We start from the raw sequence: 18,245 nt of genomic DNA, 5'->3' as shown, positions 1-18,245 counted from the left end.
TGAGCTCGTAAGCATCCCTTTCAGTAAAGTTTTACCGCCACAGCTTGAACGTCCTGCTCGCTATCAACGTTCTGACCAGCGGCATAATTCCCGCTTTGGGAAACGGCCTTGAGCGCACTGTTTCGGCCACCGTTAATTGCTTCAAGGCAGCTGTATTTGGCAGGATTTTCACCGGAAGCAGGATGCCAGATACATCCGACTGTGTACTGAGCATCATTAGTCCTGTTCAGAGCCACCGTGTTGTTGTCAGCAATGCTGAATGCCTGGGTCCATGTTTTCGGTGGAGGCTCAATCAGCTGGATACCAAATATTCCGGCAGGAGGAATCCACGTGAAATAGCTGGTCCTGCCGTCGTTATCCTTGCGCTCTACCAGGGCAATTCCGTTGCTATTGATTGCGCGTCCATAGTTCATGGTGCCGATTGCCAGATTCAGAGTCAGCGGAGCCGACGTGGGTGTATTCCAGACTGCTGTTCGGGCCGGGTTGGCATTGGTGTTGGGATACTCGCAAAAGCCTATGGATTGTAGGGCGTTATTGAGGCCAGTGACCACGCAATGGTTGGCCCCGGTAGCGAGGGGCAAGGATGTCACGGTATAACCAGTGGCGTTAGCCTGCGCTATTTTAGGAATGGGAATGCCGTCGTTGCCTGGACAGTTCATGGCAATGCTAGGGTAGCCACTCATGAGAACATTGTTGATGTCCACCGGGGAACATCCGTCGTTGTATCCAGCCAGTCCAATCAGCGATGAGTAAACTCGCTTAGGCGTGTCGGTTCCAGCGAGCCACACAATGGTGGAGAACTCCTTGCCGTTGCTACTGATGCTTGATCCAACCATATCGCCACGCTGATTGAACGCGTTAATGATGGTCTGCACATCAGCAGCGCGTAACAATGTGCCAGGGAGCGGTGCGAGCGCTGTCGGATTGCCCGGTGTGGTGACGTTCCATGTTACGGCTGTGACGCTATTATTGGCATTCTTACAGGTGCCACTAATCCAGCTGCCGTTGGAGACAGCGTTGGCGTAACAGGGTTGGCCCGCAACCAGTGACGCCAACGCCACTTGTGAATCTGCTGTGTTCACGTTCGACACCCAGGGAATATTGTTGGCGCTGGAGCTGGGGGGCGAGCAGTTGCCGACAGCAATAGCGTTGTCGTTGATGCTGGTGGTTTCGCACTGCCCAGCCATAGGCCCCAATTTGACGTAGTGGGCAGCATTGGCCGTCAATGCAAGTACACTCGCCAACAGGCTGCCCGCGATTTTCATTAGGTGTGCTTTCATCATCAGTCCGTCCTTGGGGAAACGTTCACGGTCTGATTAGATATACAAAGAACATGGTCAACAACTGTCATAGTTGACAGGTATGAACGCGCACTCAGCGCTTGTTCAACACCCGCGCCAAGCGGTCCCCACTCAGTTGAATCACCGCCACCAGCACCACCAGCAACACAATCACGGTCAGCATGATCTGTGTGTCAAAGCGCTGGTAGCCATAGCGGTAGGCAATGTCGCCCAGGCCACCGGCGCCAATCGCCCCGGCCATGGCCGATGAGTTGATCATGGTCACCAGGGTGATGGTGAACCCGCCGACGATGCCTGGGAGCGCCTCTGGCAACAGCACATGCCAGATGATGTGCCAGCGGCGGCAGCCCATGGCCTGAGCGGCTTCGATCAGGCCGTGGTCGACCTCGCGCAGGCTCACTTCGGCGATGCGTGCAAAGAACGGCGTGGCGGCGATGGTCAGCGGTACCACTGCCGCCCATACGCCATAGGTGGTGCCGACGATCAAGCGCGTGAACGGGATCAGCGCCACCATCAGGATCAGGAACGGAATAGAGCGGAACAGATTCACGAACGCTCCCAGCACGCGGTTAAGCGCCGGTGCCTGGTAGATGCCGCCCTTGTCGCTGGTGACCAGGAAAACCGCCAGCGGAATGCCCACCAGTAATGCAATCAGCGACGACACACCGACCATCAACAAGGTGTCGATAGCGCCCTGTACTAAACGATCAAACCACATAGCCCAGCACCTCCACCCGTTGTGCCCAATTGCCGGCGCGGTTACGCAGTTCTTCGGCATTGTGCGGCGAGCCATTCACCGCCAGCAGTAATTGCCCCAAAGCGTGCCCCTGGATACGTTCCACACCGCCTTGCAGCAAACGCACGCGGCCGCCGAGGGCGCTGAACAGTGCGGCCAGGTCCGGTTCGTCGGTATCGCTGCCGGTGAATTGCAAGCGCAGCACCAGCGCCGCATCAGCCGAGGTTTGTGTCGGCTGCAGGCGGCTTTGCACTTCGGGCGGCAGGCCATGTTGCAGGGGTGCGAGCAGGGTTCTGCTGACCTCATGTTGCGGGTTGCCGAACACTTGCCACACCGGGCCTTGCTCGACGATGCGCCCGTGTTCCAGCACCACCACGCGGTCGCAGATCTCGCGGATCACTGCCATTTCATGGGTGATCAATACAATGGTCAGGCCCAGGCGTTGGTTGATCTCGCGCAGCAGGCCGAGGATCGATTGGGTGGTCTCCGGATCGAGGGCCGAGGTGGCCTCGTCGCACAGCAGAATTTCGGGGTCGTGCACCAGCGCGCGGGCGATGCCGACGCGCTGTTTCTGACCTCCGGAAAGCTGCGCCGGATACGCCTTGTGTTTGTCTTGCAGACCTACCAGCTCCAGCAGTTCATGCACCTTACGCACGCGTTGTGCCTGGGTCACGCCGGCGACCTTGAGAGGTAGTTCGACGTTCTGCCATACGGTCTTGGCCGACATCAGGTTGAAGTGCTGGAAGATCATGCCGATGCGCCGGCGCAGTGCGACCAGGTGGTCTTCATCGAAGCCGCCGATGTCCACCTGATCGATCAGCACGCGCCCGCTGCTGGGTTGTTCCAGGCGGTTGATGGTGCGGATCAGCGATGACTTGCCGGCACCGCTGCGGCCGATGATGCCGAACACTTCGCCACGCTGGATCGCCAGGTCGATGCCTTGCAGGGCGTGTACGGTGCCGCCATAGGTTTTGCCCAGGTTGATAAAACGCACGTGGGCGTGGTTCAGATCCGGGTGCAGTTCTGTCTGCTGGGCGTCCCTGGGCGCATGGCCCAGGTCGCGCAGTTGGGCGTTGGCGGCGGTCATTTTTTATCTTCCCAGCCGACTTGGTAGAGCTTGCCCAGAGATTTATCCAGGGCGGCACGTACCACGGGCGAATGCTGGTAGATGTCCACGAACTTGATCACCCGTGGGTCGGTTTTGCTTTTGGGCTGAATCACGAACTGGATCACGTATTCCGGGTGGTCGAGGCCATCGAACAGCAGCGCCGACTCCGCATCGAAGGTCTTGGACAGGCGGATATACGCCGGGTAGCCCTGCACCAGGTCGGCATCGTCATAGGCGCGTACCAGTTGCACGGCCTCCACCTGCAGGATCTTGAGTTTTTTCGGGTTGCTGATGATGTCTTCTTCGGTGGCCTTGTAGCCTACGCCCGGTTTGAGGGTAATCAGCCCGGCCTTGGCCAGCAGTTGCAGACCGCGCCCGCTGTTGATCGGGTCGTTGGCAATGGCCACGCTGGCGCCTTCGGGCAGGTCGTTGAAGCTTTTGTATTGCTTGGAATACAGGCCGACGTTGTTGATGATGCCCGGTGCGTAAGACACCAGGTCAAACCCGGCGGCGGCCTTGGCGTTTTCCAGGAAGGGAATGTGCTGGAAGTAGTTCACGTCGATGTCGCCGGCGGCGAGGCTGACGTTGGGAGCGATCCAATCGCTGAACTCGACCAGTTCGACTTTCAGGCCCTGCTTGCCGGCCTCTTCTACGGCCGCTTCCAGCGGAATGGCGAACGCGGCGGTGGTGCCGATTTTCAGCGGCGCGTCGGCGGCGAACACCGCTGTGCTGAATAAGCCGAAGGCCAGGGCCAGTGCTTTGACTGGGTGGGTGAGCAGGGTCTTTTTCATAATCAATTTCCAGTCATAAGGTATTGGTAAGACTTACGCGGTCAACTGTGGGAGGGGGCTTGCCCCCGATGGGGAGTGTCAGTGAATACAGCTGTGTCTGACCCACCGCTATCGGGGGCAAGTCGAATCGTCGCACCGCCCCTCCCACATTTTTGATCAGTGTCGGTAGCTGGAGCCGGTGTGTTGTTCGGGTAAGCGAGCGGTGCCGTGGAAGACTTTTTCCCGCAGCGTGCCCTGCTCATATTCGGTTTTGTACGAGCCACGTCGTTGTAATTCCGGTATCACCAGGTCAATGAAATCCACGTAGCTCTCCGGCGTCACAACGCGCGTCAGGTTGAAGCCATCCAGGCCGGTCTCGCTGATCCAGGATTCCAACTCATCGGCAACCTGCTCAGGCGAGCCCACCAGGGTGATATAGCGCCCACCCAGGGCGTGCTGTTCGAGCAATTTGCGCCGGGTCCAGTCGTTGTTTTGCAGGTTCTTGGTAGCCGACTGGATCGCATTGCTCTTCACGTACTGGATCGGTTCGTCCAGTGCGTAGGCGGAAAAATCAATCGCCGTGGACGCCGAAAAGTGCGCCACGCCGGCTTCCGCACTGGCATAGCTCAAGTACTCGGCGTGCTTTGCCCACGCCAGCGCTTCGGTGGCGCCCACGATCACGTTCAGGCCCATAAACACCTTGATGTCAGCCGGGTTGCGCCCAGCCTCCACTGCGCTGGCGCGCACCTTGTCCACTTGTTGTTTGGTGGCGGCCTTGTTCTGCCCGCTGATGAATACGCACTCGGCATGACGCCCGGCGAACAGCAGCCCACGCTCGGAACTGCCGGCCTGGAACAGCACAGGCGTACGCTGCGGCGATGGCTCGCACAGGTGGTAACCCTCTACCTGATAAAACTCGCCGTGGTGCTCCACCTTGTGCACCTTGCCCGGTTGCGCATACACCCGCGTTTGCGGGTCGTTAAGCACCGCGTCGTCTTCCCAGCTGCCTTCCCAGAGTTTGTACAACACCTGCAGGTATTCATCGGCCTGGTCGTAACGCCGGTCATGTTCGACCTGTTGGGTGAGGCCCATGGCCTTGGCGGCGCTGTCGAGGTAGCCGGTGACGATGTTCCAGCCGACGCGGCCACGGCTCAGGTGATCGAGCGTGGACATGCGCCGGGCGAACAGATACGGCGGCTCGTAGGTCAGGTTGGCGGTAAGGCCGAAGCCAAGGTGCCGAGTGACGGCAGCCATGGCCGAGACCAGCAGCAGCGGGTCGTTGACCGGCAGTTGGATGGACTCCTTGAGCGGCACGTCAATGGAGTTCTGGTACACGTCATAGACACCGACGATATCGGCGATAAACAAACCATCGAACAACCCGCGCTCAAGGATCTGCGCCAGTTCGGTCCAGTATTGGAGGGTCTTGTACTCGGTCGAGTTGTCCCGTGGGTGAGTCCACAACCCGTGGTTGATATGCCCGATGCAGTTCATGTTGAAGGCATTGAGCAGGATCTTTTTCTTGCTCATCAGATGGTCCCCCGCAGCGGCGGGTTTTCATCGTTGAGGTAATAGTTGCCTACCGCGTGGTATTTCCAGCGCACCGGATCATGCAGCGTGTGTACTCGGGCGTTGCGCCAATGGCGGTCCAGGCCATGTTCGGCCAGGGTCGCCTGGCTGCCGGCCAGTTCGAACAAGGTGCTGCCGGCCGCCAGGGAAATCTCGGTGCTCAGGGCGCGCACTTCGGCCACGGCGATGGACGCCGCGGCTACGGTTTCGGCATTGCTGTCGGCCTGGGCGCGGTCGAGGAATTCGCCGGAGCGCTCCAGCAACGCCTCGGCGGCGTGCAAGCGAATGCTCAGGTGGCCGAAGCTCTTGAGGGTCAACGGGTCTTCGGTGGCCTTGTCGTTGCCGGAATCGATCCATGGGCGGGTCTTGGTGCGCACAAAATGCAGGGCATCTTCAAACGCGGCGCGGGCGATGCCGGTGTCGATGGCGGCATGAAGGATCTGCGCCAAGGGGCCTACGGTGGTCGGGCGTTCGAAGGCGCTCTGGAACGGGATCACGTCCTGCGCTGCGACCCACACGTTATCGAACACCACCGAGCCGCTGCCGGTGGTGCGCTGGCCGAAGCCGCTCCAGTCGTCGATCACCGTCAGCCCCTCGCTGTCACGGGGTACGAAGGCCAGTTGCTGGACGCCGTGTTCATCCACCACCGAGGTGGGGATGCGTTGAGCGTAGATCGCGCCGGTGGCGTAGAACTTGCGCCCGTTGATGCGAAACCCGTCGCCATCGCGGGTGAGGCTGGTCACGCGGTCATGGGCGGTCTTGGTGCCCAGTTCCGCCAAGGCGTTGCCAAAGCGTTGACCGGCCAATACCTCGGCGTACAGGCGCTTTTGCTGCTCGGGGTTGCCGTTAACGCGCAGCACTTCAAGGGCATAAAAATGATTCTGCGGGATCTGGCCCAGGGAGCCATCGGCCTGGGAAATCAGTGCAATCACCTTGGCCAGGGTGACATTGGATACACCTGCGCCGCCGAATGCCTTGGGCACCGTAATACCCCACAGACCGGAGCGGGCAAACACGTCCAGCTCGGGCCACGGCAGGCGGCGTTCGCGGTCGCGCTGGGCGCTGTCACGGCGCAAGTCTTCAGCAAGGTCGCTGGCGACAATAAGGGCTTGCTCATCGCTGGTGATAACCGCGACGTGTTGAGAAAGAGTCATGAGTTTCTCCAGAAGCTCGTGGAAAAGTGTTCTGGTCGGTTAAATCCAGGAATGACGAGCAGGTAAGGTGCCGTTCAGTCGATAGGCGCCGATGGCGTGATACTTCCAGCGCACCGGATCGTGCAGGGTATGCACCCGGGCGTTGCGCCAGTGACGGTCAAGGTTGAATTCGGCGAGGGTGGCGCGGCTGCCGGCCAGTTCGAAGAGCTTCTCGGTGACCTGCAATGCCACTTCGGTGGTGAGTACCTTGGCCTCGGCCACGGCAATCGAGGCGCGCGCGGCGGACTGCGCGGTGATCGGCGCCGCGCTGACCTGGTCCAGCACCTGGCCGGCCTTGCGCAACAGTGCCTCGGCAGCATGGAGCTCGATCTTCAACTTGCCGATATCGGCGATCACATACAGGTCATCACTGGCCCGCTCGACTTTGGCGTCGATCCAGGGGCGTGAACGCTCGCGTACAAAGGCGATCGTGTCGTCGAGGGCGCCACGGGCGATGCCGGCGTCGATCGCCGCCTGGATCAGTTGCGAAACGGCACCCTGGATATTCGGGCTTTCGCCAAGGCGCCAGTTGTCGATCACCAGCTCCGGCTCTACCGCCACGCGGTCAAGCAGCACGGTGCCGCTGGCGGTGGTGCGTTGGCCGAAGCCCGACCAGTCATCGACAATGCGTAGCCCTTCACTGCCACGCCGCACGAAGGCCATGACTTGCTTGCCGTCATCATTCAACGCCTTTATCGCGACCCAGTGGGCAAACAGTGCGCCGGTGGAGTAGAACTTCTGGCCGCTGACCACGAACCCATCGCCTTCTGCCGTGAGGCGTGCCTTGAGCTCCAGGGTGTTTTTGGTACCGCGTTCCGGGCCGCCGTTGCCGATGCGCCAACCGTCGAGCACGCTCTGGAACAGCTGCTTTTTTTGACGCTCGGTGGCGGTGCCCTGCAACACGTGCAGGATGCCGAAATGGTTCTGCGGGATCTGCCCGAGTGCCGGGTCGGCCGCGCTGATGATCGCGAAGACTTCGGCCAGGGTCACAAACGACACTTGTGGGCCGCCGTATTCGCGGGGAATGGAAATACTGCCCAGGCCGCTGCGGGTGAATTGTTCCAGCTGCGCCCACGGCAGCTTGCGCTGCTGGTCGCGCGTGGCGGCCTGCAGGCGCGCAGCCTGAGCCAGCTCATGGGCCGCACTCAGTGCCTGGGCGTCGTTGCGCAGTACCGTGGCAGGCAACAACAGGGGGGCTACGTCCAGATCACTCTGGGGGGGTGTTAGAGCCAAGTTAGACATCAGCGCCGCTCCTTGGCTGCACGCAATGCCCTGGCGTTATGCACCGGGGTAATTCTGACCATACCGACCTCGCATTCAATGAAATAAAAACAGAAAAATCAGGAATGTCCGGTGGTCCGGTGCATATACCCTAAGCGTGTTAATTCTTTAAATAAACTAACTTTTAGGAATATGCATAGAAGGGCTGTCACCCCGGTTCACAGGGTGAGCCGAAGCGACGCGGTTGATAGCCAGGCGCGGGCGAGGCGGGCTGGGTTGGCGTTGCTGGTGTGCAGGCGGCGATGCGCAGCGTGCGGGCCGGTGCCCAGCGTGAATTATTGCCCACGCGATCGAGAATGCAGTACGTGACTTCCAACCGGCAGTCGTCGCCCGCTTCAACAATGATTTGGGACGGCACCCACACCTGCACTGCCAGACCCACGTTTTTGGCCTGGATTTTCGGCAGGTCCAGGCGTACGTCACCCCAGCGCAGGGTGATCGCATCGCCGGTGCTCATGTTCAAGTAAGGTTCGATCGTCAGCGGAATGCCGCGCCGCACCTGGTTGCTGTTGACGCCATAGCGGCGGATCGTTTCGGGCAGGCCCACAGGGGCGAGATTCTGGTTTTCGTCACTTTCGTGGTTCAGGCAGGGCGCAGGCTGGCCTCCGGGGTAGTTGGTCTTGACCCGCACCAGGGCGACGGCTGAGCGCATCGGGCCATGGCCGATTTGCAGGACCTGGTAGTGGACGCGTGCCGGCCCGTCCTGCACAAAGCTTTCCGGTACCCACAGATGAGTGAAGGTGCCGATCTTGCACGCGGTCACCTTGCGCGAGGCGGCAAAGCAGTTGTTCCAGAACAGTTCGATCAGGTCGCCTTCCTCCATGCCCGAGTAGGGAGATATGTCGACCTGCAGATGCGTGGAGGCCAGGGCGCTGATGCCGTTTCCTACTGCCTGGGGCAGCTTCGGGGCAGGCAGCATGGCCAGGGTTTGAGTGTGTGTCATAAGTAATCTCCTTGTTGCAGCCAGCAGTCATCGTTCCGAACCTTCGGCGCATAGGCACAGGGCGATTCGAAAGGAACGATTCAGTCAGTAGCCGGGATGGGATCCAATCCTCAAGGCGCTAGATAAGAGGGTTGGCCGGGGAGCGTCAATGGAGGCAAAAGGCTAAACGGCGGGTTTGTGGATATTCAGAAGGGTCTGACGGGGAGGGGGATTTTAAGGGGAGTACGGCGGGGTATTTTATGCGCTGAAACGGTAACCCATTGTAGGAGCGAGCTTGCTCGCGAAGAACGTAAACGGTAACGCGGTGAATCAAATTGACCGCGTTGCCTGGGCGTTTTTCGCGAGCAAGCTCGCTCCTACAAAAGGTAGGTTAGTGGGCGAGGAATTTGCTCAGAAACTGGCGGGTGCGTTCTTCCCTGGGGTTGGCGAACAACGCTTTGGCTTCGCCCTGTTCAACGATCACGCCTTTGTCGAAAAAGATCACCCGGTTGGCCACGTCCCGCGCAAAGCTCATCTCGTGGGTGACAATGACCATGGTGCGGTTTTCTTCGGCCAGGCTGCGGATGGTTGCCAGCACTTCGCCCACCAGTTCCGGGTCGAGGGCCGAGGTGGGTTCGTCGAACAGGATCACCTCCGGCTCCATGGCCAATGCGCGGGCAATCGCCACACGCTGTTGCTGGCCGCCGGACAGCCGCCTGGGGTAGGACGCTTCCTTGCCCGCCAGGCCAACCCTGGCCAGCAGTTTGCGGCCTAACTCCATCGCCGCTTCCCGTGGCATCTTCTTGACCACAATCGGGCCTTCGATGACGTTTTCCAGCGCGGTACGGTGGGGGAACAGGTTGAAGTTCTGGAACACAAAGCCCACGTGTTGGCGCAGACGCCGTACCAGGCCCTGTTGCTGGTTAAGCGGCTTGCTGCCGTCGATCTGGATATCACCCACCTTGATGCGGCCGCTGGTGGGTTCTTCGAGAAAATTCAGGCAGCGCAGGAAGGTGGTCTTGCCGGAACCGCTGGGGCCGATGATGGCGATCACTTCGCCTTCCTTGACCTCAAGGTCGATTCCGTTGAGCACCACCTGACCGTTGAATTGTTTGGTCAGTTTTTCAACCACGATCATGCTTCAAGACTCCAGGTCATGCCGGTTGACCCGGTCTTCCAGACGATTTTGCAGATGCGCCAGGATGCTCGCCAGGATCCAGTAGATCAGGGCTGCGGACAGATACATGGTGAAAATTTCGAAGGTACGCGCCGATACCAGTTGGGCCTGACGGAACAGTTCGGGCACCTGGATGGTGGCGGCCAGCGCCGTGTCCTTGACCAATGAAATAAAGCTGTTGCCCAAAGGCGGCAACGCCGTGCGCATCGCCTGAGGCAGGATGGCCCGGCGCAACGTCTGCGCACGGGTCATGCCGATACTGGCAGCGGCTTCCCACTGGCCACGCTCGATAGAGGCGATGGCGGCCCGCAGGATTTCACAGGCATAGGCGGCCATGTTCAGCGAAAAGCCGATCATGGCTGCCGGGATCGGATCCAGCTCGATGCCTACTTGCGGCAAGCCGTAGTAGATCAGGAACAGCTGCACCAGCAACGGCGTGCCGCGAAAGAACGACACGTAGACACGGGCGGTCCAGCTCAGCAACTTGAAGCGCGACAGGCGCATCAAGGCCAGGCCGAAGCCCAGCAGCAAGCCGAAAAACATCCCGCCAAGGCTGAGGATTACCGTGTAGTACGCGCCCTTGAGCAGGAAGGGCGCGGAGTCCAGCGCGAGTTGGAAACCTGCTTCCATTATTGAGTGACGTCAGCGTTGAAGTACTTCTCGGACAGCTTCTTCAAAGTGCCGTCGGCGCGCAGTTTGTCGAGGGCCGTGTTGACCGCATCGAGCAATTCAGGCTCGCCTTTGCGCAGGGCGATACCGGATTCCTGACGTGAGAAGGCGTCGCCGGCCGCAGCGGTGTCGGGGGCTTTCTTGGCGTATTCGAGGGCAGCCAGGCGGTCGATCAGGATCGCGTCGATACGACCGATGCGCAGGTCCTGGAATTTGGTTGGGTCGTCGTTGTAGGTCTTGATAATGGCTTTGGGTTGATTGTCCTTGAGCCATTGTTCGTAGTTGGTGCCCAGGCCCACGCCGACTTTTTTACCGGCAAGGTCGTCGGCTTTCTTGATCGCGTCGACGTTCTTTTTCAGCACCAGCGCCTGGATACCGGACACGGTGTAAGGCTTGGAGAAATCATACTTTTTCTTACGCTCCTCGGAGATGGTCACCTGGTTGACCACGGCGTCCAGGCGCTTGGACTCCAGCGCGGCGAGGATGCCGTCCCAAGGGGTGGCTTGCAGCTTGACCTTGACGCCCAGCTCTTTGGCCAGTGCTTCGGACAGCTCCACTTCGAAACCGCTGAGCTTGCCGCTTTCATCGACAAAGCTGAACGGTGGGTAGGTGCCTTCCAGGCCAATCTTGATCTCGCCGGCCTTCTTGATGGTGTTCAATTGCTCGCCGGCAACTGCCTGGCCCAGCCAACCGGCGCCAAGCGCCAGGCCCAAAGTGCCAACCAACAGCGTGCGACGAAATGCAGAAATAGTCATGGAGAGCCCCTGTGTTTTTATGGTGAGCGAAGCAGGTGACGCGGTAGTCGTATCCTGCCCTAAAGCGCGAAGCGCGTCTTCGCCTTCGGCGCGATGATAAGGTGGGTTTTTAAGTCTTGAAAATAATAAAAATACAATTTCATATTCTATTTTTGAATATGACCCCATTCATTCAGTTGAATACTGAGTCATAGGCAAACAATGCCGGCGCGCCACCGGTATGCAGGAAAATGATCGGCCCCTCTTCAAACCGCTGGCGCCCGATGCCGTCGAGCAAACCGGCCATGGCCTTGCCGGTATAGACCGGGTCCAGCAACAGACCTTCCTGGCTGGCCAAAAGTTTGATCGCCGAGAGGGTGCCAGCATTCGGCTCGCCATAGCGGGGGCCGAAATACTCGTCCCACAGGGTCACTTTGAAGGCCTCGGGAATAGCCACACCCAGCAACTCGGCAGTGCGTTCGGCCAAGCTCTGCACTTTCGGGAATTGCGCTTGCTCGGTGCGCGACACCGTGATGCCGATCACCGGCAACTGCGGCAATGCTTCGCTCAAGGCCAGGGCCAGGCCGCTGTGGGTGCCGGCACTGCCAGAGGCAAGCACCACGGCGGCGAACTCAATTGCGCTGTCTTCAATCTGCGCCGCAAGCTCCAGCCCGGCGCGCACGTAACCCAATGCGCCGAGGGCATTGGAGCCGCCGATCGGCACCAGGTAGGGCTTCTTGCCATTACTGCGCAGGCGGTCGGCGAGGGCTGCGAGTTGGGCGTCGGCGTTGTCGAGGTTTTCCACCAATTCGACTTTGGCATCGAACAGTTCCAGCAGCAGGCGGTTGCCATTGGTCAGGTAGTTGGGATCTTCGGTGCCGGTAGGATTTTCCAGCAGGGCCACACAGCCCAGGCCGAGTTTGGCGGCCAGGGCGGCGGTCTGGCGCACATGGTTGGACTGGATCGCGCCGGCGGTGATCAGCGTGTCGGCGCCCTGGGCGATGGCGTCGGCTGCCAGGTATTCGAGTTTGCGTAACTTGTTGCCCCCCATGGCCAGGGGCGTGGTGTCATCGCGTTTGACGTAAATATCCCTGCCCAGCCAGGCCGACAGCCGTTCAAGTTTTTCCAGAGCGGTGGCACCGCCCAGCAGTTCCAGACGCTTAAAGCGCTCAAGCTGTTGTTTGATCATGGCTACGCACGGTGACTGAATGATGGGGAGGACTATAGGCAGGCACTTTTCATCGGGCAACCGTCAATCGCTTATGAACAATAGTTCTTACGATCACACCATTGGTTCTTAAGAGCTGCCAGGGTGCATACCGTAAAGTGATGGCCATTTCGTCAGGAGTGAATACCGTGAGTGAGCGTTCCAGTCATTGGCAATTGCAGACCATCGTCAGCCAGTTGCGCGGCGCGCGGGATCAGTGGCGAACACGCAACGGTCGCTTGAGCGGCGAACACGGTGGCCGTGAATTGCCGTCCCGCGAGGCGGTGGCGCAGATCCTCGAAGCCTTGTGCGGCGCGCTATTCCCCATGCGCCTGGGCCCGGTGGATCTGCGTGAAGAAAGCGAAGACTTCTACGTGGGGCATACCCTCGACGTGGCGCTCAACGCCTTGCTGGCCCAGGCTCGCCTGGAGTTGCGCTACGCGGCACGTCAAGGCGGCGACGATGACAGCGGTGTGGACGCCCACGCCATTCGCCTGATCCAGGATTTCGCCCTGGCATTGCCGGCCCTGCGCAGCCTGTTGGATACCGACGTACTGGCCGCCTACCACGGCGACCCGGCCGCACGCAGTGTGGATGAAGTGCTGCTGTGCTACCCGGGCATCCTGGCGGTGATCCACCATCGCCTGGCCCACCACCTGTACCGCGCAGGCTTGCCGCTGTTGGCGCGCATCAGTGCGGAAATCGCCCACTCGGCCACCGGCATCGATATCCACCCCGGCGCGCAGATCGGTCCGAGTTTCTTCATCGACCACGGTACGGGCGTGGTGATTGGCGAGACGGCGATCATCGGCGAGCGCGTGCGTATCTACCAGGCGGTGACACTGGGTGCCAAGCGCTTCCCTGCTGATGAGGATGGGCAGTTGCAAAAAGGCCATCCACGCCACCCCATCGTTGAGAATGATGTGGTGATCTACGCCGGGGCCACGATTTTGGGGCGGATCACCATCGGCCAGGGCTCGACCATCGGCGGCAATGTGTGGCTGACCCGCAGCGTGCCGGCGGGGGCGAATATCACCCAGGCGAACTTGCAGCATGATGATGGGGCGCAGAAGTAATACCTGAGCCAACCGCCGACCAGTGTGGGAGCTGGCTTGCCTGCGATAGCGGTGTATCAGTCAACAGATGGGTGGCTGACCCACCGCTATCGCAGGCAAGCCAGCTCCCACATTTCGTATGAGTTTCAACGTGGGGTCGCTGAACGATTTGCCTTCTTCAGCCGTCATACCAATCCCTGAGCTAGTGTAGGAATTACCTACCACTCAGCCCTGCGATTAGTCCAAAACTGCCTATTCATGTTTAACTTGAACGTTCGTTCAAGTTAAACCCGGTGGTTCGCTGCCCGCTCACAACAGGAGGCTTACCTTTGCTGAGTCCGTTTTTTACAGCCATATCCCGCAACCTTGAGGTGCATCGTTCATGAGTGCATCGTCCACCCCTTCCAGCGGCATGGTGCGCATGAATGCGCCCGTTTTCTACTTTGCCGCCACCGTCATCCTGCTGTTTGGCATCACGGTCATCGCTATCCCGCAACAGGCCGGAGCCTGGCTGCTGGCGGCGCAAAACTGGGCGGCCAATACGGTCGGCTGGTATTACATGCTGGCGATGACCCTGTATCTGGTCTTCGTGGTGGTCACCGCGCTATCGGGCTACGGCAAGATAAAACTCGGTGCCGACCACGACGAGCCCGAATTCAGTTACCTGTCCTGGGCCGGCATGTTGTTCGCCGCCGGGATCAGCATCACGCTGTTTTTCTTCTGCGTCTCGGAGCCGTTGACGCACCTGGTGCAGCCGCCCCAGGGCGAAGCGATGAATGCCGATGCAGCGCGCCAGGCCATGCAGGTGCTGTTCCTGCATTGGGGCCTGCATGGTTGGGGCGTGTTTGCGTTCGTCGGCATGGCCCTGGCCTATTTCGCCTACCGGCATAACCTGCCGCTGGCCCTGCGCTCGGCGCTGTACCCGCTGATCGGCAAGCGCATCAATGGCCCTATCGGTTATGCGGTGGATGGCTTCGGCATCATCGCGACGGTGTTCGGCCTGGGCGCCGACATGGGCTTTGGCGTGTTGCACCTCAATTCCGGCCTGGACTACCTGTTTGGTATTGCCCATACCCAATGGATTCAGGTGGGCCTGATCACGTTGATGATGGGCGCGGCGATCATTGTGGCTGTGGCCGGTGTCGACAAGGGCGTGCGGGTGATGTCCGACATCAACATGCTGCTGGCCTGTGCGCTGCTGCTGTTCGTGTTGTTCGCAGGGCCTACCCAGCACTTGCTCAACACCTTGATCCAGAACATCGGTGACTATTTGGGCGCGCTGCCGACCAAGAGTTTTGATGTGTACGCCTACAACGAGCCGAGCGACTGGCTGGGCGGCTGGACAGTGTTCTACTGGGCCTGGTGGATCGCATGGTCGCCGTTCGTGGGTCTGTTTATCGCGCGCATCTCCCGTGGCCGCACCATCCGCGAGTTCGTGTTTGGCGTGCTGCTGATTCCGCTGGGCTTTACCCTGGCGTGGATGTCGATCTTCGGTAACAGCGCCATTGACCAAGTGCTCAACCATGGCATGGCCGCGCTGGGCCAGTCGGCCATCGATGACCCGTCGATGAGTCTCTACCTGCTGCTGGAAACCTACCCGTGGAGCAAGACGGTAATCGCGGTCACGGTGTTTATCAGTTTTGTGTTCTTCGTGACCTCGGCGGACTCGGGCACTGTGGTGCTGTCCACCCTGTCGTCCAAAGGCGGCAATGCGGATGAAGACGGGCCGAAGTGGCTGCGGGTGTTCTGGGGCGCAATGACGGCCCTGGTGACCAGTGCCTTGCTGTTTGCCGGCAGTATCGATTCGTTGAAGTCTGCGGTGGTCCTGACCTCGCTGCCGTTCTCGCTGATTTTGCTGCTGATGATGTGGGGGCTGCACAAGGCGTTCTATCTGGAGTCGCAAAAACAGATTGCGCAGTTGCATTCCCTGGCGCCGATATCGGCTTCACGCAAAGGTCGAGGCGGCTGGCGCCAGCGCTTGAGCCAGGCCGTGCATTTCCCGTCGCGTGATGAGGTGTACCGTTTCCTCGACACCACGGTGCGCCCGGCGATCGAAGAAGTAACGGCCGTATTTGTCGAGAAGGGCCTCACGGTAGTAACCCAGCCCGACCCGTCCAACGACAGCGTCAGCCTCGAAATTGGCCATGGCGAGGAGCGTCCGTTTATCTATCAGGTGCAGATGCGCGGTTATTTCACGCCGTCGTTCGCCCTCGGTGGTATCGGCAAGAAAGAGATCAACAACCGTCGCTATTACCGGGCGGAAGTGCACTTGAGCGAGGGCAGCCAGGACTACGACCTGGTCGGCTACACCAAAGAGCAGATCATCAACGACATCCTCGATCAGTACGAGCGCCACCTGCAGTTCCTGCACATGGTGCGCTGATAGCGTTCCTCTCAAGTAGGTCTTTGCTGTAAAAGGAAGATGCAGACTTAAGCGATTCAGCTGCTTAAAAGGCCCGGGAATATGCCTATTCCCGGGCCTTATTTGCCCTAGATCAAGAGAGGATTCGATGACGTACATTGCTGCCGAAAACCGCTATGAATCTATTCCCTATCGCCGCGTAGGCCGCAGTGGGTTGGTGCTGCCGGCCCTGTCCCTGGGGCTGTGGCACAACTTTGGCGACAGTACCCCGATCGACACCCAGCGCGCCCTGCTGCGTACGGCGTTCGACCTGGGTATCAACCACTTCGACCTGGCCAACAACTACGGCCCGCCCTATGGCAGCGCCGAGATCAACTTCGGCCGTTTGCTGCGTGAAGACTTCAAGCACTACCGCGACGAATTGATCATTTCCAGCAAAGCCGGCTGGGACATGTGGCCCGGTCCTTACGGCCAGGGTGGCGGTTCGCGCAAATACGTGTTGGCCAGCCTGGACCAGAGCCTGCAACGCCTGGGCGTCGATTATGTGGATATCTTCTATTCGCACCGTTTCGACCCCGACACGCCGCTCGAAGAAACCGCCGGCGCCCTTGCCACCGCCGTGCAGCAAGGCAAGGCGTTGTACATCGGTATCTCGTCTTATTCCGGGGTCAAAACCCGTGAAATTGCCGCGCTGCTGCAAGAGTGGAAAGTGCCGCTGTTGATTCACCAACCGGCTTATAACCTGCTCAACCGCTGGGTGGAAAAAGACCTGCTCGACACCACCGAAGAGCTCGGCGCCGGGGTGATCGCCTTCACGCCGCTGGCCCAGGGTTTGTTGACCGATAAATACCTTAACGGGGTACCGGCCGATGCGCGGGTCAATCGTCCGGGTGGTGGCTCGTTGCAGGCCCAGCACCTGTCCGAAGCCAACATCGCCCATGTACGCGGCCTGAATGAAATCGCCAAGCGCCGTGGCCAGAGCCTGGCCCAGTTGGCGTTGGCGTGGACATTACGTGATCCACGGGTAACCAGTGCGCTGATCGGCGCAAGCCGACCGGAGCAGATTATCGAGAACGTCGGGGCGTTGCAGAACTTGAGCTTCAGTGCTGAGGAACTGGCGGAGATTGATCGGTTTGCGCAGGAAGGTGGGATCAACTTGTGGGAAAAACCGTCAACCGCCGAATAAGCTGCCGCACTCGGTAAATGTGGGAGCCGGGCTTGCCCGCGATAGCGGTTTTTCAGCCAATAGTGCAGTGGCTGAACAACCGCTATCGCAGGCAAGCCAGCTCCCACAGTTGATCTGCGCTGGATTCTAGAACGGCACATCCCCAAGAATCGTTGCCCGGTGCATCACCCGCCGCTGCGGCCGGTAGTCATCCACGGCGTAATGCTGGGTGACGCGGTTATCCCAGAACGCTATGTCATTCTCCTGCCAACGCCAGCGAATGGTGAATTCCGGGCGGGTGGCGTGGGCGAACAGCAGCTTGAGAATGGCCTCGCTTTCGGCGGGTTCCAGTTCATTGATTCGGGTGGTGAAACCGTCGCTGACGAACAGCGATTTACGCCCACTGACCGGATGCGTACGCACCACCGGATGCGACAGCGGCGGGTTCTTGCGGCGGGTTTCTTCCCAGCGCAGCAAGTCTTCGGCGGTATTGCCAAAACGCTCCAGCGGAAAGGATTTGGTGAAATCGTGGGTGGCGGTGAGCCCGTTGAGCAATACCTTCAACGGTTCGGAAAGCGCCTCATACGCCGCAATGCCACTGGCCCACAGCGTATCGCCGCCAAACGCCGGCAGCAGCTTGGCACTGAGCACGGCGCCCAGAGCCGGCGTGGGCAGGAAGGTCACGTCGGTGTGCCAAACGGCGTTGTCACGCACGTCGGTGACCGCGGTGTCGAGGATCAGTACTTGCGGCTGTTCCGGCACGTTGGGGTAGATCGGGTGGATGTGCAGGTCGCCAAAATTGGCCGCGAAGCGTGCCTGTTGCTGCGGGGTGATCGGCTGGTCACGGAAGAACAGCACCGAATAGTGGAGCAACGCCTGTTCAATGGCGTCGCGCTGCTCAAGGTTCAGCGGCTGAGTGATGTCGACGCCACTGATCTGGGCGCCCAGGGCGGTGCTTAATGGGGTTATGTTCAGGCTGCTCATTGTGGACTCTTC

The 18,245-nt window shown here is 59.9% G+C and carries 16 protein-coding genes; 3 read left to right on the top strand and 13 right to left on the bottom strand.

Annotated elements, in window-relative coordinates:
* Positions 1-20 precede the first annotated feature (20 nt).
* The 12 genes from JFT63_RS18250 to JFT63_RS18195 form a co-directional block, all read right to left on the bottom strand.
* Positions 21-1,283 carry a hypothetical protein gene (locus JFT63_RS18250; protein WP_057702384.1) on the bottom strand — a complete coding sequence of 421 codons (1,263 nt, stop codon included), beginning with the start codon at positions 1,281-1,283 and terminating at the stop codon, positions 21-23.
* A 91-nt stretch (positions 1,284-1,374) separates the two neighbouring features.
* Positions 1,375-2,019, bottom strand: coding sequence for a methionine ABC transporter permease (locus JFT63_RS18245; protein WP_003187635.1), 645 nt, complete (start codon positions 2,017-2,019; stop codon positions 1,375-1,377).
* The gene (locus tag JFT63_RS18240) at positions 2,009-3,124 is read right to left on the bottom strand and encodes a methionine ABC transporter ATP-binding protein (protein WP_198844463.1); all 1,116 of its coding nucleotides are present in this window, start codon (positions 3,122-3,124) and stop codon (positions 2,009-2,011) included. Before JFT63_RS18240 ends, JFT63_RS18245 begins: the two co-directional genes overlap by 11 nt.
* Positions 3,121-3,936, bottom strand: a complete 816-nt coding sequence (locus tag JFT63_RS18235) for a MetQ/NlpA family ABC transporter substrate-binding protein (RefSeq protein WP_198844462.1) — start codon at positions 3,934-3,936, stop codon at positions 3,121-3,123. Before JFT63_RS18235 ends, JFT63_RS18240 begins: the two co-directional genes overlap by 4 nt.
* A 156-nt stretch (positions 3,937-4,092) precedes the next feature.
* A complete protein-coding gene (locus tag JFT63_RS18230) occupies positions 4,093-5,445 on the bottom strand; it encodes an LLM class flavin-dependent oxidoreductase (RefSeq protein WP_198844461.1) in 1,353 nt (450 codons plus the stop codon).
* Positions 5,445-6,638: an SfnB family sulfur acquisition oxidoreductase gene (locus JFT63_RS18225; RefSeq protein ID WP_198844460.1), complete on the bottom strand. Its 1,194-nt coding sequence runs from the start codon at positions 6,636-6,638 to the stop codon at positions 5,445-5,447. The genes JFT63_RS18230 and JFT63_RS18225 overlap by 1 nt, the downstream gene beginning before the upstream one ends.
* Before the next feature lie 39 nt (positions 6,639-6,677).
* The gene (locus tag JFT63_RS18220; RefSeq protein WP_057702389.1) at positions 6,678-7,919 is read right to left on the bottom strand and encodes an SfnB family sulfur acquisition oxidoreductase; all 1,242 of its coding nucleotides are present in this window, start codon (positions 7,917-7,919) and stop codon (positions 6,678-6,680) included.
* Positions 7,920-8,106: 187 nt separating this feature from the next.
* Entirely contained in the window at positions 8,107-8,901 is a 795-nt protein-coding gene (locus JFT63_RS18215; protein ID WP_057702390.1) for a hypothetical protein, read from the bottom strand.
* Positions 8,902-9,271: 370 nt separating this feature from the next.
* Complete coding sequence (gene tcyN / locus JFT63_RS18210) at positions 9,272-10,018, bottom strand: L-cystine ABC transporter ATP-binding protein TcyN (RefSeq protein WP_057702391.1); 747 nt, start codon at positions 10,016-10,018, stop codon at positions 9,272-9,274.
* Positions 10,019-10,021: 3 nt separating this feature from the next.
* Positions 10,022-10,687, bottom strand: coding sequence for a cystine ABC transporter permease (gene tcyL / locus JFT63_RS18205; RefSeq protein ID WP_003187646.1), 666 nt, complete (start codon positions 10,685-10,687; stop codon positions 10,022-10,024).
* Entirely contained in the window at positions 10,687-11,481 is a 795-nt protein-coding gene (gene tcyJ / locus JFT63_RS18200) for a cystine ABC transporter substrate-binding protein (protein ID WP_057702392.1), read from the bottom strand. The genes tcyL and tcyJ overlap by 1 nt, the downstream gene beginning before the upstream one ends.
* A gap of 172 nt (positions 11,482-11,653) precedes the next feature.
* Positions 11,654-12,649: a D-cysteine desulfhydrase gene (locus JFT63_RS18195; RefSeq protein ID WP_198844459.1), complete on the bottom strand. Its 996-nt coding sequence runs from the start codon at positions 12,647-12,649 to the stop codon at positions 11,654-11,656.
* Between the two features lie 167 nt (positions 12,650-12,816).
* Between JFT63_RS18195 and epsC the strand changes: the two genes are divergently transcribed.
* The 3 genes from epsC (at position 12,817) to mgrA (ending at position 17,270) form a co-directional block, all read left to right on the top strand.
* Positions 12,817-13,743 (top strand): serine O-acetyltransferase EpsC, encoded by a 927-nt coding sequence (gene epsC, locus JFT63_RS18190; RefSeq protein WP_057702394.1) that lies wholly within the window; start codon positions 12,817-12,819, stop codon positions 13,741-13,743.
* Positions 13,744-14,143: 400 nt separating this feature from the next.
* Positions 14,144-16,105, top strand: a complete 1,962-nt coding sequence (gene betT, locus JFT63_RS18185) for a choline transporter BetT (protein ID WP_169856569.1) — start codon at positions 14,144-14,146, stop codon at positions 16,103-16,105.
* Positions 16,106-16,232: 127 nt separating this feature from the next.
* Positions 16,233-17,270 (top strand): L-glyceraldehyde 3-phosphate reductase, encoded by a 1,038-nt coding sequence (mgrA, locus tag JFT63_RS18180; RefSeq protein ID WP_186561370.1) that lies wholly within the window; start codon positions 16,233-16,235, stop codon positions 17,268-17,270.
* A 126-nt stretch (positions 17,271-17,396) separates the two neighbouring features.
* Here mgrA and tauD read toward each other — a convergent pair whose 3' ends face one another.
* On the bottom strand, positions 17,397-18,233 hold the full coding sequence (gene tauD, locus JFT63_RS18175) for a taurine dioxygenase (RefSeq protein WP_198844458.1): 837 nt from the start codon (positions 18,231-18,233) through the stop codon (positions 17,397-17,399).
* Positions 18,234-18,245 lie beyond the last annotated feature (12 nt).

This window comes from Pseudomonas sp. MF7453, from assembly GCF_016405455.1.
Classification (GTDB): domain Bacteria; phylum Pseudomonadota; class Gammaproteobacteria; order Pseudomonadales; family Pseudomonadaceae; genus Aquipseudomonas; species Aquipseudomonas paralactis.
This window is presented reverse-complemented; position numbering and strand designations above follow the sequence as displayed.

Bases quoted from the DNA above. Each gene is read 5' to 3' on its own strand.
- JFT63_RS18250 (WP_057702384.1), bottom strand. From the start codon at position 1,283: ATGATGAAAGCACACCTAATGAAAATCGCGGGCAGCCTGTTGGCGAGT.
- JFT63_RS18245 (WP_003187635.1), bottom strand. From the start codon at position 2,019: ATGTGGTTTGATCGTTTAGTACAGGGCGCTATCGACACCTTGTTGATG.
- JFT63_RS18240 (WP_198844463.1), bottom strand. From the start codon at position 3,124: ATGACCGCCGCCAACGCCCAACTGCGCGACCTGGGCCATGCGCCCAGG.
- JFT63_RS18235 (WP_198844462.1), bottom strand. From the start codon at position 3,936: ATGAAAAAGACCCTGCTCACCCACCCAGTCAAAGCACTGGCCCTGGCC.
- JFT63_RS18230 (WP_198844461.1), bottom strand. From the start codon at position 5,445: ATGAGCAAGAAAAAGATCCTGCTCAATGCCTTCAACATGAACTGCATC.
- JFT63_RS18225 (WP_198844460.1), bottom strand. From the start codon at position 6,638: ATGACTCTTTCTCAACACGTCGCGGTTATCACCAGCGATGAGCAAGCC.
- JFT63_RS18220 (WP_057702389.1), bottom strand. From the start codon at position 7,919: ATGTCTAACTTGGCTCTAACACCCCCCCAGAGTGATCTGGACGTAGCC.
- JFT63_RS18215 (WP_057702390.1), bottom strand. From the start codon at position 8,901: ATGACACACACTCAAACCCTGGCCATGCTGCCTGCCCCGAAGCTGCCC.
- tcyN (WP_057702391.1), bottom strand. From the start codon at position 10,018: ATGATCGTGGTTGAAAAACTGACCAAACAATTCAACGGTCAGGTGGTG.
- tcyL (WP_003187646.1), bottom strand. From the start codon at position 10,687: ATGGAAGCAGGTTTCCAACTCGCGCTGGACTCCGCGCCCTTCCTGCTC.
- tcyJ (WP_057702392.1), bottom strand. From the start codon at position 11,481: ATGACTATTTCTGCATTTCGTCGCACGCTGTTGGTTGGCACTTTGGGC.
- JFT63_RS18195 (WP_198844459.1), bottom strand. From the start codon at position 12,649: ATGATCAAACAACAGCTTGAGCGCTTTAAGCGTCTGGAACTGCTGGGC.
- betT (WP_169856569.1), top strand. From the start codon at position 14,144: ATGAATGCGCCCGTTTTCTACTTTGCCGCCACCGTCATCCTGCTGTTT.
- mgrA (WP_186561370.1), top strand. From the start codon at position 16,233: ATGACGTACATTGCTGCCGAAAACCGCTATGAATCTATTCCCTATCGC.
- tauD (WP_198844458.1), bottom strand. From the start codon at position 18,233: ATGAGCAGCCTGAACATAACCCCATTAAGCACCGCCCTGGGCGCCCAG.